This window comes from Marinomonas mediterranea MMB-1, assembly GCF_000192865.1.
Taxonomy (GTDB): domain Bacteria; phylum Pseudomonadota; class Gammaproteobacteria; order Pseudomonadales; family Marinomonadaceae; genus Marinomonas; species Marinomonas mediterranea.
Map to the genome: position 1 here is coordinate 2,561,327 of NC_015276.1, position 15,662 is coordinate 2,576,988.

At 45.2% G+C, this 15,662-nt stretch carries 12 protein-coding genes; 11 read left to right on the forward strand and 1 reads right to left on the reverse strand.

The features are described from left to right. Positions 1–11: 11 nt before the first annotated feature. From MARME_RS21480 to MARME_RS11745, 8 genes are all read left to right on the forward strand, one after another. Positions 12–4,385: a protein kinase domain-containing protein gene (locus MARME_RS21480; RefSeq protein ID WP_013661476.1), complete on the forward strand. Its 4,374-nt coding sequence runs from the start codon at positions 12–14 to the stop codon at positions 4,383–4,385. Between the two features lie 12 nt (positions 4,386–4,397). Continuing rightward, positions 4,398–5,138: a hypothetical protein gene (locus tag MARME_RS11715; RefSeq protein ID WP_013661477.1), complete on the forward strand. Its 741-nt coding sequence runs from the start codon at positions 4,398–4,400 to the stop codon at positions 5,136–5,138. A 180-nt stretch (positions 5,139–5,318) separates the two neighbouring features. After that, positions 5,319–5,618 (forward strand): DUF1330 domain-containing protein, encoded by a 300-nt coding sequence (locus MARME_RS11720; RefSeq protein ID WP_013661478.1) that lies wholly within the window; start codon positions 5,319–5,321, stop codon positions 5,616–5,618. 199 nt (positions 5,619–5,817) lie between these two features. Next, positions 5,818–6,975 carry a S53 family peptidase gene (locus MARME_RS11725; RefSeq protein WP_013661479.1) on the forward strand — a complete coding sequence of 386 codons (1,158 nt, stop codon included), beginning with the start codon at positions 5,818–5,820 and terminating at the stop codon, positions 6,973–6,975. Between the two features lie 189 nt (positions 6,976–7,164). Further along, complete coding sequence (locus MARME_RS11730; RefSeq protein WP_013661480.1) at positions 7,165–7,950, forward strand: hypothetical protein; 786 nt, start codon at positions 7,165–7,167, stop codon at positions 7,948–7,950. A 212-nt stretch (positions 7,951–8,162) separates the two neighbouring features. Then, positions 8,163–8,945, forward strand: coding sequence for a hypothetical protein (locus MARME_RS11735; RefSeq protein WP_013661481.1), 783 nt, complete (start codon positions 8,163–8,165; stop codon positions 8,943–8,945). A 253-nt stretch (positions 8,946–9,198) separates the two neighbouring features. Further along, complete coding sequence (locus tag MARME_RS11740; RefSeq protein ID WP_013661482.1) at positions 9,199–10,443, forward strand: YcaO-like family protein; 1,245 nt, start codon at positions 9,199–9,201, stop codon at positions 10,441–10,443. Beyond that, positions 10,443–11,555 carry a TfuA-like protein gene (locus MARME_RS11745; RefSeq protein ID WP_013661483.1) on the forward strand — a complete coding sequence of 371 codons (1,113 nt, stop codon included), beginning with the start codon at positions 10,443–10,445 and terminating at the stop codon, positions 11,553–11,555. The genes MARME_RS11740 and MARME_RS11745 overlap by 1 nt, the downstream gene beginning before the upstream one ends. A gap of 331 nt (positions 11,556–11,886) precedes the next feature. Here the strand turns inward: MARME_RS11745 and rsmI are convergent, their stop codons facing one another. After that, on the reverse strand, positions 11,887–12,750 hold the full coding sequence (rsmI, locus tag MARME_RS11750) for a 16S rRNA (cytidine(1402)-2'-O)-methyltransferase (protein ID WP_013661484.1): 864 nt from the start codon (positions 12,748–12,750) through the stop codon (positions 11,887–11,889). A 34-nt stretch (positions 12,751–12,784) separates the two neighbouring features. Between rsmI and MARME_RS11755 the strand changes: the two genes are divergently transcribed. From MARME_RS11755 to MARME_RS11765, 3 genes are read left to right on the forward strand one after another with little or no spacing between them, the layout of a single operon-like run. Beyond that, entirely contained in the window at positions 12,785–14,638 is a 1,854-nt protein-coding gene (locus MARME_RS11755) for a penicillin-binding protein activator (RefSeq protein WP_013661485.1), read from the forward strand. Next, positions 14,595–14,987 (forward strand): YraN family protein, encoded by a 393-nt coding sequence (locus MARME_RS11760; protein WP_013661486.1) that lies wholly within the window; start codon positions 14,595–14,597, stop codon positions 14,985–14,987. Before MARME_RS11755 ends, MARME_RS11760 begins: the two co-directional genes overlap by 44 nt. A gap of 4 nt (positions 14,988–14,991) precedes the next feature. Next, positions 14,992–15,585, forward strand: a complete 594-nt coding sequence (locus MARME_RS11765; RefSeq protein ID WP_013661487.1) for an SIS domain-containing protein — start codon at positions 14,992–14,994, stop codon at positions 15,583–15,585. Positions 15,586–15,662 lie beyond the last annotated feature (77 nt).

Here is a 15,662-nt window from a genome sequence, read left to right on the forward strand (position 1 = left end):
GATGAGAAAACGTGAGACAGATAGAGAATAACCTTACCACCGAAGTGAACCAAAGGTTCACCAACATAAGCACTCGCTTTATTTCGAATGCCTATGAGCTCCTACATAAAATTGGGGAAGGTGGTTTTGGCGTCGTCTATAAAGCCGTCTACAAACGCACAGGCCAACCTGTTGCGATCAAGTTCCTACACATATCTCAAGAAAAAGACACTGGCCAGCAAGCTCGCCAATTGGCCCGATTTGAACGCGAAAGCAACATTGTCTCTCAACTATCCCACGCTCACATCGTTCGCCTTCTCGACAAAGGCGTCATGGACGACACAACCGTTTTTAGTGTTTTCGAATTCGTAGAAGGCACGTCGTTAAGCGACCATATAAAACAACATGGCGCACTCAGCATCAATGAAACCTATGACATCATGCTGCAAGTGCTCGATGCCATCGTTTATGCGCATTCACAAGGCATTATTCACCGCGACGTGAAGCCATCGAACATCATGCTCAACCACTCTGGTGCAAAGCTTCACGCCAAATTACTGGATTTCGGCATAAGTACCTTAACACTCGGTCAGCAACCCGAGGATTACCGAGCCATCACGATCACCCAAGAATCGCTCGGTACCCCAACCTACTGCTCGCCCGAACAACTAAGGGGCGAATTAACCACATTCAGCACCGACTTATATATGTGGGGGCTGGTGTTCATAGAATGCCTGACTGGCGCCCCCGCCGTCCCCGGGACCAGCGTTGCAGAGATTTACCATCAACACCTCAACGATGTTCCCATAAAAATCCCAGCGCCACTGCTTGATCATCCACTAGGCGCACTTCTCGAAAAAACACTACGCAAAAACCCGAAAGACAGAATAGACGACGCACAAGTACTTTTTGACGACTTAAGTTCATTGCTCGTTAACAACCTTGTAGGCAAACTACTCCCGGACTCAAGCAACGCCACCAGCTTAAACTCACTTGAAAATACGGGCGCAAACAACACCGCCACCCTCTTACTCCGTACCGACGATCCAAATTTCATCCCCTCGGTTGCAACACAGTCAATCGAACGTCGCTATATGACCGTTCTCTCGCTCACGATCAACGTGCTACACACTGACCGTTACGATGCAGCAGAAGCCGATGTGGTAGAAGCCTTGTTTCAATCCACACAAAATCAATACATCGACGTCGCTCGCCGCTACGGTGGTTTCCACGTCGGTAACCTAAGCAACCAAAGCGTCTTTTATTTTGGCTACCCGGTGGGGTCAGATCATGATGCAAGGCTCGCGGCTCGAACCGCGTTAGAAATCCTAAGCCTTTCTAAGCGTCAAGCATCGTACCTCACTAAAAAACACGGCTGTACCTTTGAGACCAACTGCGGCATACACAGCGGCATCATGCTAAAACGCAGTAACCAAGTTCCTGAAGGCTTCACCTCACACACTGCCACACAAATGGCTCAAGCAGCGAGCAATAGGCAAATACTCTGCTCTGCCGATACTCAAGCGATCCTTTCGCCTTATTATAACTTTACTGAAAACCGTCACGCTGAAAAAAACAACACAGCACAACGTCACGCTGAATTAACCTCAGAGCGTGTCATCGAAGCGTTTGGCTTTATTCGTGGCACAAGAAACGCCTACCCACTTGTTGGACGCCAAACCGAACTGAATCAGATTCGCGCCTCTATTACACGCCCAGAACAATACGCACCGGAAGACAAAGCACTTCACAATACGACTAACACGAGAGACACAAACCAAGCCGTCTACATTCATGGCGACGCGGGCGTCGGAAAATCCCGACTGATTCAAGAACTTCGCCGCCATGAAAGCACTCGCTCACAAAAAATATTTCAATGTTTGCCAGAGCACCAGAACAACGCACTCTACCCCGTACTCACCGTCATCAAACGCCATCTAACTCAGCACACACTTGAAGACAGCAGCGAGTATCGCCACCTTGTAGACACCTTGGTCGATGCAGAGTTTACGGGCTCCAAAGACGAGATCACAACCTTATTAGCGATCTGGCTAAACCTTCCAGACATCGACAATAAAAGCTTGTCTAGCTTGTCACCCGCAGCACAAAAAGAACTGCTGTTCGAAGGGCTTGCTTACCTATTGCATGAAAACACCACTCTGCATCCTTTGTATATCTTCGAAGACATCCATTGGGCCGACAACACCACATTGGAATTTATCGCCGCACTGCAGAGCACAGCGCAACAGACAAAACAGCAACAATCAGAGCAAACAGTCACACAAATAGAACAAGGCCTAGGCTCTGATAACCTAAATTCCGATGACCTAAAATCGGCATCTGAATACGATGACGAAAGCAAGGCGCAGCACAAAAGCGAAAGCAACAACGAAAACAAAGCGGAACATAACGACCAACCGTCGATCGTCATCACATCTAGAAACGAATTGCCCGCCCAACTTAACGATTCCAGTATCTACCCGATTGCTCTAGCACCCTTGGATCAAGCCGCAACAGAAGCCTTTATTTCGGAGCTATTTGGGGGCGCAGACATTTCCGACGCGGTAAAAAACGTCCTTCTAGAACGCACTGATGGCATACCGCTCTTTATTGAAGAACTGGCCACTGCCATGCGTCGGAACAATACGGTACGAATACAAAACAACACCGTCGACTTTACCGACCCAGACAATATTGACCAAATCCCGAGTAGCTTGCGCGAATCGATTCAAAGCAAAATCGACCACCTTGTTTACGCCAAAGACACCTTGCAACTGGCCTCTTCCTTTGGTCGTCAATTTAGCTATAACCTTTTGGTTGCCGCATCACCGTACAGTGAACTTCAGGTTCAAAACGACCTAGATGAACTCATCAACAATCAGGTCATTATTCAACAACGACACGTCGACGGCGACCGTTACCTGTTTAAGCATGCCTTAGTACGTGACGCGGGCTACGACAGCATTGATACACAAGCAAGACCTGCCATTCATGGCCTCATCGCCGACGCAATTCAAGAGCATGCAGACATAAGCGACCGCTTCGTTGCCACCGAACTGGCACAGCACTACGAAAAAGCAGGTGTACCTGAACAAGCGTGCCAATGGTATAACCAAGCCGCCACCGCCGCGAAAGACACCTTCGCCATTGACGATGCGATACACCTATATGAAGCTGCCCTAACAAACGTTCGCAGAGCACAAATAAACCAACCGCTCTTAAATGCCGTAGCCACTGACGATCAGCATGAAAGCCACAATTCGAACACCTCAGAAGCCCTCACGCTAAAACTCAAAGACATACTCGACGGCCTTGCCGCCTGCCTTAGCCGCGACGGCCAACATGAAAATGCTCGAACTTACTTAGAAGAACTCAATTCACTTCTTGAAATAGACAAGCAGTACGAGTGGTTGGCATCGAGTTTAGTGGCATTGGGTAAAACCTACGAAGTGATTCACCAGCATAATGATGCACTGAAATACTATGAACAGGCTTTAGCAGTACTTGAGAAAGCACCGCACTCCGAGGAGCCAGATAAAAGCAACTGGTGGCAGGTTTGGTTGGAGATAAAAAGTGCCAAAGTGTATGTCTATTACTGGCTTGTAGACACAGAAAAAATGCACGTTATTTTAATTGACCTAGAAGATAAACTATTCCGTCTAGGTAACCACTTAAAACTTGCACATTTCTATTTAAACAAACTTCAATTCTTATACCGGATAAAATCTTACGCTCCTTGCGACGATTATATTGCCCCATCGAAAAACGCAATTAAATATGCAAAGTCGTCGCATTGCAAGATAACATTAGCAACTACCGTGTTTGGCTTAGGATTTAGCCTCATACTCTGTAAAGAATATAAGGAAGCAGTCAAAAACCTTGAAATCGCGCTAAAACAAGCCGAGAGCAACTGTGATAAAACCTTAACTATTCGTTGCTTAGTATATCTATCGATTGCTTATCGTTTAACAGGGAATATCCACTCATGTAGAGTTAATGCGGAAAAAGCTGTACTAGTTCTTAAGTCCTCACCTATGGAGGAATATAGAGCAGTATCTTTAGCGAATATATCTTGGTGCTACTTTAGGCAAAAAAAGTATAGTGATTCATGCCATAACATAAAAGAAAGCTTGATCATATGGAATGAAATTGGTGAAAAAATTGCATTCCCATTTCTTTGGACATCACATTTACATGCTATCGTATTGAAAAAATACTATGGCGATATTGTATATCCTAATCAGCTAACAGAACTAGATCTAGCGAAAGAAATCTTAAAAGAGAAACAATCTAAATTACCTGAAGAAATAGTAAAAACTCTAAGAGAGATCATTACATTTGGGGAGATTGGCCTCAGTGAAATAGACAAAATAGAAAATGTAACATCAAAACACAAACTAATTTAAAAGGATATAAAAATGATAGAAAATCAACAACAAACTCTTAATGACATACTAGAATCAATGAATGATATATACATCATCCTTCCAGATAAAAGAGTTGCATACTTAACTCTAGATAATTATAAAAATCCAGATAGAGTTGTCGAATCTGTATCCGTAGATGGTGAATTTATAAAACGAGTATTTTTGAACTATGAAGGAGTATATCCTTCAAATTTATTAAGCCCCGCGGTAACAAAAGTTATAGAATGGAACTTAGAAGATAGTGAAAATTTAGAAACAGGTTACTTTATAGACCTAAGAAAGCTTGGAATGAATCGAGTAAACATGGTAGATGTGCTAGAAAATAATAGTCCGGAAGCAGACACCCCGATTCCAAGTCAAAACCTACCTAAAACCGACAATCTATTTATCCCAGTCCCTAATGAAAAAAAATATCAACTTAGAGAGACTCCACAAAAAAACAACCTATATATAGCGTATTTTTCTGAACCTACCAAAACTCGTTCGGATTCAGAATGTTATAGCTACAAAGTGGCATACATTCCGCATGACGATATCGAAAACTATATAGTATCCGAAACTGATACTGTTTCTATACAGCATCTAAAAGCATACTATGGAGATACTCGAGTTCAAGCGGGATCGATTAATCCCCTAGATATTGGCTATTCTCCTGACGCTTTGGCTCAAGAAGTAAATACTTCATTAGCATTTGCCGCCTGTTATGTAGCAAACTTAGAAACATTTAAATAATGTAAATGTGCAACAGCATGGTCGAGATGTGGCATGCTGTTGCAAAAATGAGTTTTGTACAGTGAGTAATAAGAGTCGGCGAATATAAATAGTGTTCGTAACCTATTCACAACAATACAAACTTTTTTATTAAAAAATAAAACACTGACACTATAAAAATCAATTTCCTATGGAGTAACTATGTCTGTTTTTGCAGTAGTAGAGCTAACAGTAACCGATCCATCTTGGATGGAGAAATATTCCGAGAATGTTACTCCAATGCTTTTAAAATGTGGAGGTCGCTATGTAACGGCCACTGAAACAATAGACTTGATCGAAGGCTCAGATAAACCGCAGCTAATGGGCATCGTTGAGTTTCCGTCACGAGAAAAAGCAAAGGAGTTTTACAATTCAGATGAATATTCTCCTTACAGAGACGCTCGCTTAAAAGGAGCAAAATGTCGTTATCTGCTAATCGACGTTGAAAACGGCGAAAGCTAATTTTGCACTTTCATACCTAAATAGTGCTTCTCAATGGAGTGAGCTTAATTTAAACATTAAGCTCACTCCATACTATAATTTCTGTCAATGAGCCTAGCAAAGCTCATATCCAGATTTAATTTAGACTGACTTAGCATGAACGGTATGGTGAATTTACTATCTGAATTGACACACTCTTCAAAAGGACGATGTCACGATCATGGAACAGTTCACACCTAACACGTCGGTTACTACGCCTTTCTCAGGATCAGAGAATCCTTTTCTCAACTCTGTATCACAGCGTTTGAAGCAAGCTTTATCGCATTATCATACGCCTAAAGCCGTCGCCGATTTCTATCAATTTCCAGAAAACTTAGGTGAAGGTCAAACCATTGGAGTGATGACACTAGGAGGCGCTTTTAATCCAGAGGAATTAAACGCCTATTGCAAACACTTCAATATCGACATGCCTGAGGTATCTATTGTTGGCACTGAGCCAGTGCTTTCAGAAGAAAATAAGAAGTTCGCTGACCTTGAAACCAATATGGACATTCAACTTATTGCTGGACTAACACCGAAAGCAAAAATCGTTTTGTACTATGGCAAAGACTTTTGCGACGCCTTCCAAGACATTATTGATGACAAGGAAAACACGCCATCCGTTATTAATATATGCTGGGCCATCGGTGAAAAATATCTAACCCGAAAGGAAAAAGAAACGCTGCTTTCACAAGCCAATCAATTATGTGAGCGCGGCGTGACTCTGCTTGCCGCATCCGGCGATGAAGGCATCTTCCAAAGTGGCACCACCGCCAAACGACGCGTCCCCGGCATCAACCTTCCAGCAGGGTTCCCCAACGTCATCGCTTGTGGCGGCACAGCGCTCACTCCCAGCGGCATCGAAACCGTTTGGAATGAAGCGCCCTTTTCCTCTGGCGGCGGCTTTAGCTTAATGACCCCCGCTCCCGAATTCCAAACAGAAGCGCTAAGTCATTACAACCATTGTCACCCTGAGATTGGCACTCACAATATCGCAACGCCCGACCTATCTGCCAATGCCAGTATAGAATACCCAAGCGCCGTAATGCGCGACGGAAAACTCGCCAAAGCATGGGGTACCAGCACATCCGCACCAATACTCACCGCCCTAATCGCTCGCATCAAAACTGAACTTAAAAACCCCTTTGGCGACATCAACGCCCTACTTTACCAACACATCGGCAGCGACGTATTCAACTCTAAAATTGAAGGCGAAAATGGTTATCCAAGCGGACACAAGTGGAACCCGTGTGTGGGACTTGGTAGCCCTAATGGTATGAAGCTATTGGCAGCCATTAAACAGTATTTGAGCGAAAACAAAGTAGATCACAATATGTAGGTCGGGAAAGGTATTGACCCGAAGGGGAAACCGTCTCCCGACATTGCAATGTAGAATTGGCGTGAGGCGTTATACACCCGACCATTTCAACGTCGGGAGTCGTTTCTTCGAAACTCGCCCGACCTACGCTTTTGTCGATATAAGTATTAATGCGTTTTTAATCAATGAAGGAATACCAAGGAGCTAGCTATGTCAAATTATCCATACGAGTTCAACGAAGAGTCAATTCAAGACGTGTTTATCATGCGTCCAAACGGGAAGATCGCTTACTTGCCATACAGTTTTTATTCCGATCCAAGTCGCGTTATCGAATCGGTTGAGGTAAACGGCGACGCACAGCGTTTCTTTTTAAACGAAGACGGTTCGTATCCTTTTAACCTTGCGGGGCCAGCGGTTACCAAGGTCATTGACTGGAACCTGCAAACAGAAAATGGTGAACCAAAAGTACACCCTAAGCAATCAGATATACGACCTCAAGCGGGTTACTTCCTCGATCTTCGCCGTATGTCGATAGATCGGTTAAGCATGATCTTTATTGGGGAAGAGCCAAACTACCCAGCCGACCAAGCCGTCACCGATTTACCTAGATCAGACTCGGGTTATCAGTTGGTGCCAGAAGCGTTTCAACATCAACTAAAAGAAACGCCAGAACAAGACCACCTCTACCTCGCCTTCTTCAACCACCCCAACAAAACCCGCTCTATTAACCAATTCTACAGCTACTCCGTGGCCTACATCACCGCCGACGAGCTGACTCAGTGGGAATACTCCGCAGAGTTGTTGGGCAAATTGGCAGATGGGCATGAGGGCTTGGAGCCGAATGTTGATTTCACAACCAAGCATTTAGAGACCTACTACGGCGAAACGGGTGTGCAAGCAACGGCGTTGAGTCCGATGGACACCAAAGGGAGTGCCTTTCCATCACAATGTCTGTTGGCTTGCTATATTGCGAATATACGAACTTTTAAAGGGTAAACAAAGTAAATCACAATACGTAGGTCGGGAAAGGTATTGACCCGAAGGGGAAACCGTCTCCCGACATTGCAATGTAGAATTGGCATGAGGCGTTATACACTCGACCATTTCAACGTCGGGAGTCGTTTCTTCGAAACTCGCCCGACCTACGCTTTTGTTGATATGAGTATTAATGCGTTTTTAATCAATGAAGGAATATCAAGGAACTAGCTATGTCAAATTGTCCATACGAGTTCAACGAAGAATCGATTCAAGATGTGTTTATCATGCGTCCAAACGGAAAGATCGCCTACCTCCCATACAGTGTCTACTCTGACCTAAGCCGAATCATTGAGTCGGTTGAGGTAAACGGCGATGCACAGCGTTTCTTTCTAAACAAAGACGGCTCATACCCATTTAACCTTGCTGGGCCAACGGTCACCAAGGTCATTGACTGGAACCTGCAAACAGACGAAGGTGAACCCAAAGTACACCCGAAACAATCAGACGTAACGCCTCAAGCCGGTTACTTCCTCGACCTTCGCCGCATGTCGATGGATCGCTTAAGCATGATATTTATCGGGGAAGAACCGAATTACCCCGCAGATCAAGCCGTTACCGATTTACCAAGATCGGACTCAGGCTATCAGTTGGTGCCAGAGGCGTTTCAACATCAACTAAAAGAAACGCCAGAGCAAGACCACCTCTACCTCGCCTTCTTCAACCATCCAAACAAAACCCGCTCTATAAACCAATTCTACAGCTACTCAGTGGCCTACATCACCGCCGAAGAGTTAGACAAGTGGGAATACTCCGCAGAGTTGTTGGGTAAATTGGCCGATGGGCATGAGGGCTTAGAGCCGAATGTGGATTTTACGACCAAGCATTTAGAGACCTACTATGGAGAAACGGGTGTGCAAGCGACGGCGTTGAGTCCGATGGATTTGGAAGGATCTCCTTTGGCGATGGCGTGCTTAACTTGCTACGTTGCTAATTTGCGGACTTTTAAAGGGTAAACAAAGTAGATCACAATACGTAGGTCGGGAAAGGTATTGACCCGAAGAGAAAACCGTCTCCCGACATTGCAATGTAGAATTGGCATGAGGCGTTATACACCCGACCATTTCAACGTCGGGAGTCGTTTCTTCGAAACTCGCCCGACCTACGCTTTTGTCGATATGAGTATTAGTACGATGGAGCGAATCACCTTGACTCTAAGCGTGTCCCGAATTACGGTCTGTTTAGCAACTTTTACGATAAGGAGATGTTTTGGAAACACAGCAGGTTAAAGCTTATACGACGGGGACGCACCGAACGGTTTCGCCGAAGGAAACTCTGGAGAAGATCACGCCGTTGTTGTTGAAAATGGGGATTACTCGTTTAGCTGATGTCACGGGGTTAGATGATATTGGTGTGCCGGTTATTACGGCTTGTCGCCCCAATGCGAAGGCGATTTCGGTCTCTCAAGGCAAGGGCGTTTCTGTTGATGCGGCGAAGGCGTCGGCGGCGATGGAGGCGATTGAGACCTGGCATGCGGAGAACATTGATCTACCTACGCGTTTTTGCTCATTTAATGCGTTAAAAGAAAACCATGTTGTTGTCGATTTAGACACCTTACCTAAAATGGATGTGAAACCTTTTAACCCTGATGAACGCCGTCTTTGGATTGAAGCGCAAGATTTAAACCGAGAGCATTCGTATTATGTCCCTTATGACCTTGCGCATTGTGACTTTACCCTTCCACTGCCTCAAGGTAGCGGGTGTTTTCAGTTAAGTACCAATGGTCTTGCATCGGGTAATACCGTTAATGAAGCAGCAAGCCACGCTTTGTGCGAGTTGATCGAACGGGATGCGATGACCTTGTGGTCTTTTCTATCGTCAGAGGAGCAAGGTAAACGAAAGGTGGATTTATCGACCATTACCGACCCCACCATAGGCGGCTTGCTTAATAAATTGGAAGAAGCGGATGTGGCTGTGAGTGTTTGGGATGCCACCTCGGACATCGGCATTGCGACGTTTGTTTGCACTATTATCAATAAAACCGAAAGCCAATACCGCCCTCTGTATTCTATGTCGGGTTCCGGTACGCATGTAGACAAACATGTTGCGATTATGCGAGCGATCACGGAAGCCGTTCAAGCGCGGTTAACACTTATTTCAGGCTCGCGCGACGATGCAAGCATCAAGATCTATGAAACACGTCAACAAATGGAATACCAAAGACGCATTCGCAAAGAGTTGATGGAAACGCCCTCTTTCGTGGATTTTAACAAAATTGATAGTTGGATATTCGATACGATTGAAGAAGATTTAGAACTTCAGATAGCCAAGCTTGCTGCTCAGGGGTTACCTTGCCCGCTGTTTATTGATTTAACGAAGACGGAGTTTGATATTCCGGTCGTTAAGGTTATTTCGCCTGGGTTAGAAGGCATTCACGATGTGCCTGGGTATAAGTTCGGTAAACGTGCATTGGCGTTCCAAGCAAACGTTAAAGCGGTTAAGGAGTCTTTGTAATGAGTTCGAATATGATTGTGTTTGCAGGCCCTTCAATTCGTAAAGAAAAAATTCTCGAAACCTTGCCTGAAGCGGATGTCCGCCCTCCTGCGAAGCAAGGCGATGTTTACCTTGCAACGCGGGATAAACCTCAGGTTATCTTACTAATTGACGGCTTTTTCGAAAGTGTTCCTGCGGTGTGGCATAAGGAAGTCTTGTATGCCATGTCTAACGGCATACATGTTTACGGTAGCTCCAGCATGGGAGCATTGCGTGCAGCTGAGTTAGTGCCATTTGGTATGGTGGGTGTCGGTGACATTTTTGAAAATTACGCCAGCCTAACGTTCGAAGACGATGATGAAGTTGCGTTGACTCACGGCCCAGCTGAGCTTGGGTTTATGCCGATATCACGCGCGATGGCCGATTTACGCCATGACCTAACTTGTGCTAAAAACAATGGCATTCTGACCGAAGAACACGCTCAAGCTATTGAAACTCACCTAAAAAGCCTTTGGTATCCAGAGCGTAATCACGCGGCTTTGATTACGTTTGCAAATACGCTGTTGGATTCCCGCACATTAACGTTATTAGAGTCCTTCTTAAAAAATGAAGCTGTCTCATTAAAGGAACAGGACGCTGAGCAGTTGATTCGTTTAGCGGCGGATATTGACCTTGCTCATCTTGCTCCTAAGAAAGTAGATTATACACTTCAGGAAAATGACGCTTGGCAAACTCTGATTAACGATGTCTCCCCTACTCGAGCAACACGTATCGAGGTGGATCTGCCTGAAAACCGCTCTGACAGTATTGATACTGACGACCCGTTGGCTAAATTCGACGCAACACTTCGCGCACGCGCGTTGGAGCACGCTGAAGCGATTGGCATTGAATTTAAGCCGTGGGTCCGCCCCGCCTTTCACAAAGTCGTTACTAAGTGGGGTTGTGTGGACGAAGATGGGCAAATTGACTTCGGGAAAGTCAGCCAGAAGATGCTTGCTTTAGGTCTATCAACGCAACAGTTTGACCGCTGGATCGAGCGGGAAGCTATGTTATTGGCCTACGCTTATCAAGTTGAAGTGGGTAATGAGCACATAATCGATGCGACGCTTTTTGCAGCGGGTGAGTCGGTTTAACTGGGGGTATTTAGTAGGTAAGACCCCCTCCCAACCTCCCCCTTAAACAAAGGGGAGGAGCAAGTTGCGAGTCAGGTTTAACTGGGGGATTTAGTAGACAAGACCCCCTCCCAACCTCCCCCTTAAACAAGGGGGAGGAGCAAGTTGCGAGTCAGGTTTAACTGGGGTATTTAGTAGATAAGCCCCTCCCAACCTCCCCCTTAAGCAAGGGGGAGGAGCAAGCAGCATTTATTCCCTCCCCTTTAAGTCAGGGAGCAAATTAAAGCGGTTTAAAGCAGACGTCGTACTTAGACACATACAGCCGACTCTTAGCGCTAAAAGTAGATCAATACTAGTCGTTTTTGCTCTTTTCCAAAGCAAGCTTATAAACTTGATTTTTCTTTAAATCGAGGAATTTAGCGACAATTTCAGACGCTTTTTTAACAGATACTTCGGGAAGCAGTAAATCCAGCATCTCGTTGGCTTTCGCTTCCTCTTCATCGACATCGTCTTTTTTCAAAGATGCCATGACAACGAATTCACCACGGGTTTGATTGGAATCCTCAGCGAACATATCAAGGATGGTTGCTGGCGTACCGTGTAAAAAGGTCTCAAACGTTTTCGTCAGTTCACGCGCTAAAGACAAGGTTACTTGGTTGCCGTGCACTTCATTGATGTCTTTGACCGAGTCAATAATACGGTGCGTCGACTCGTAGAATACAACGGTACCAGGTACGTTAACCCAGTTCGATACAATGTCTTTTCGAGCTTTGGATTTCGCGGGTAAAAAACCAAGAAACGAAAATTGGTCAGTCGGTAAACCTGACGCACACAACGCGGTGATTAACGCACTAGGGCCGGGGACGGGGACCACGTTATAACCGTCGTCTCTTAAACCATTAACAACGTGATAGCCGGGGTCTGAGATCAACGGTGTGCCAGCATCTGAGACCAGCGCGATGTTTTTGCCATCGTCCAGTAGGCTTTTAATGTAATCAACTTTGTCGCGTTCGTTATGGTCGTGAACTGAAAAAAGCCTCGTTTCAATTCCGAAATGATTTAGGAGCTTTTTGCTATGGCGGGTATCTTCTGCCGCAATGAAGTCCGAGTTTTCTAACACCTTAAGAGCGCGGGCGCTAATATCGTCTAAATTGCCGATTGGTGTCGCTACGATGTAAAAGCTTCCTCTCACATCAGGCGTGGTCTGTGTTACCATGTTACCTCTTTGAAACAACTGAAGTATTGAGCTTATGAGATCTCTTCATTCGCGTATCATAGCACTATCTACATTCACTTTGTTGCTTGTTGGGTGCGGATCGATCGAAACAAACGAAGACACGGCGTCGGCGGCAGGTTCTCAACCTGAGATTCCACTGATCGTTGAGGAAACAGCACCCACAGATCCGGTAGAATTTGCTTTATGGCGTGCCCAAAACGCAGAAAGCATTGAACAATCAATACTTCTCTATTTCCACGCGGCGAAGGAAATGATGGCTGTTGAGGAATGGGAATCCGCAGCAAGTATCTTAAACGAAAAGGTCACGCCTTTTTCTAGCTCGGTTCAATTTCAAGGATATTTACTGTTAGCACAAGCCAATGCAGAGTTACAGAAGCCTCTGGACGCGTTGTCCGCCTTGTCACGCGCAAAACGCTTGCCTATCGCGCAAACACCCGCATCCGAAAATCAACTTGGTTTGCAACGTGCATTGGTGCTTGAAGCGCTAGAAAACTGGCCCGCGACGTTAAAAGAACGTCTTAAGCTTTCACTTACATTACCGCCAGATCAAAGAGCAGACAATCAATCAAAACTTTGGTTGGCGGCTCAGAACTTAACCAATGTTGAGCTAGATTACCTTCGTAACGACAACAATATTATTTTGCGTGGTTGGTTAGACGTCAGCTCACTATTGCGCGACCAGTCTTTAACATTAGAGCAGCAACTCAACGCATTTAGTCAATGGCGAACAAGCCACCCATCTCATCCTGCGTCGATCAATCCGCCGATTGATTTTCAACTTATTGCCTCTCTCGGTGACCTTATCCCGACATCCATTGCGCTAATGCTGCCTATGAGCAACGAGCTTAAACCTGCATCAGATGCGATATTAGAAGGCTTTTTAAAAACATACTACGCAACGACGGGACTTCGCCCGAAAATAAAGGTCATCGATACAGACCAATACGAACATGTTGAACAAGCGTATTTGGATGCGACAAGCGATACGCCTGACGTTGTCATTGGGCCATTGAGAAAAAGCAATGTTGCAAGACTGGCGAATACCTACTTAAGTATTCCTACGATTACGCTCAATCGTCTTGAAAACAACCAATCAAGAGACAACCTTTTTTACTTCTCCCTGAACGTTGCAGACGACATCAGCGAGCTAATTAATGTGGCGAAACAAGCAGGGGCCGAGAAAGCGGCTATCTTAACCACACAAGCTACTTGGGCTCTGCGCCAAGGCGACGAATTCAATGCCGTCGCCGAAGAAGCGGCCGTGCCCGTTGCGATGAACCTAAGCTATGAAGACACGCCCCGTGGACGACAAAACGCCATCAAGAAAATACTTCTGGTTGATGAAAGCGAAAAAAGGCAGAAGATGGTTTCTAAATGGATAGGCGAACCGATTGAAAGTATCTCTCGTGCACGTGAAGACCTTGATTACATCTTCTTCGTTGGAAAAATAACCGATGCCAAGCAAATTCGTCCACTGGTCGATTTCTACTTTGCTGATCATATTCCATTGTTGTCGACAAATTCACTCAACGACACACCACCCTATAAGCTGGCCAAAAAAGAAGACATCGAAAGAATATTATTTACTGAAATTCCAGAGCTGTTGGTAGAAACCAACGACACGGGTTCAACAGACTCCAACCTTATTTTACGCTTGAAGGCGATGGGATCGGATGCCCTACTTCTTGCGAATCGCTACCCTGTTTTCGAACAGCTTGCTAATGCAAGACTGTCAGCGAAAACAGGCATTATCACATTGGATGAGCAAGGTGTTTTTCACCGTCGTCCAAATATTGTCACCTACAGAAAAGGGAAAATCGTAGATGCTCAAACTGCTTTCAAGTTTCAAGGAGAAGAAACTCAGTAAAAAGCACTCCACAAGTGGTAAAGTGGCAGAGCACTTAGCTGCCGAGTTTCTGGAACGCAATGGCTTAACCGTCATAGACAGAAATTTTCATAGCCGCTATGGTGAGATAGACATTATTTGCAAGGAAGGCGAAGTGGTCGTTTTTGTTGAAGTAAAATTCAGGAAAAACCACACTCGGGGTAAGGCCGTTGAAAGCATCACCCCGTCGAAACTTTCAAAGATACTGTTAACCGCGCAATATTGGATCAAGCGACATAAACATGAGCACAGTCCAGTACGTTTTGACGCCGTTACGTTCGACAAAATTATAGATGAAACAAGTTTAAACTGGCTTAAGGCAATCATTTAGTAGTATGGATCTTCAAGAAGCAATTTACACTCAATTCGCACAGAGCTTTGAAGCACAACAGCAAGCTCTTGAGAGCTTACCTCCTTATATAGAACATGCTGCTAAAGTGCTATTTGGCAGCATTGCTTCAGGTGGTAAAGTCATTTGTATCGGCAACGGCACCAGCGCCCATTTGTCGCAGTACTTTAGCACGCTCCTATCCGATCGAATGGACAGGGAGCGCCCAGGACTGCCAGCATTTTCGCTGAACGCTGATGCACCTACGATCTTATCGATCACGCATAATGACAGTTATCACGATGTGTTTTCCAAGCAGATTACAGCGCTTGGGAACCCTGGAGATGTGCTGTTTGTTATTGCGAACAAAGGAAATACGTCTCCGATTATTCAAGCGATTCAAGCAGCTCACGAGCGTAAGATCGCAATTATTGCTTTGACCACCCCTGATGCGAAGAATGTTTCGTCTTTAACCTCTCGGGATGATACTGAAATTAAGATCAATCTAACCGGAACAGCGCGAGTACAGGAATGCCAAATTACGGTTATTCATACTTTGGTTGATTTGCTGGAGAGACAGTTATTCGGCTACGAAGACTAAAGGACATGAATCATAAAAGGCGTTTTTGAGTCATAAAAAACGCCTTTTGTTTAAACTAGACGGGCGCGTTTAAACAA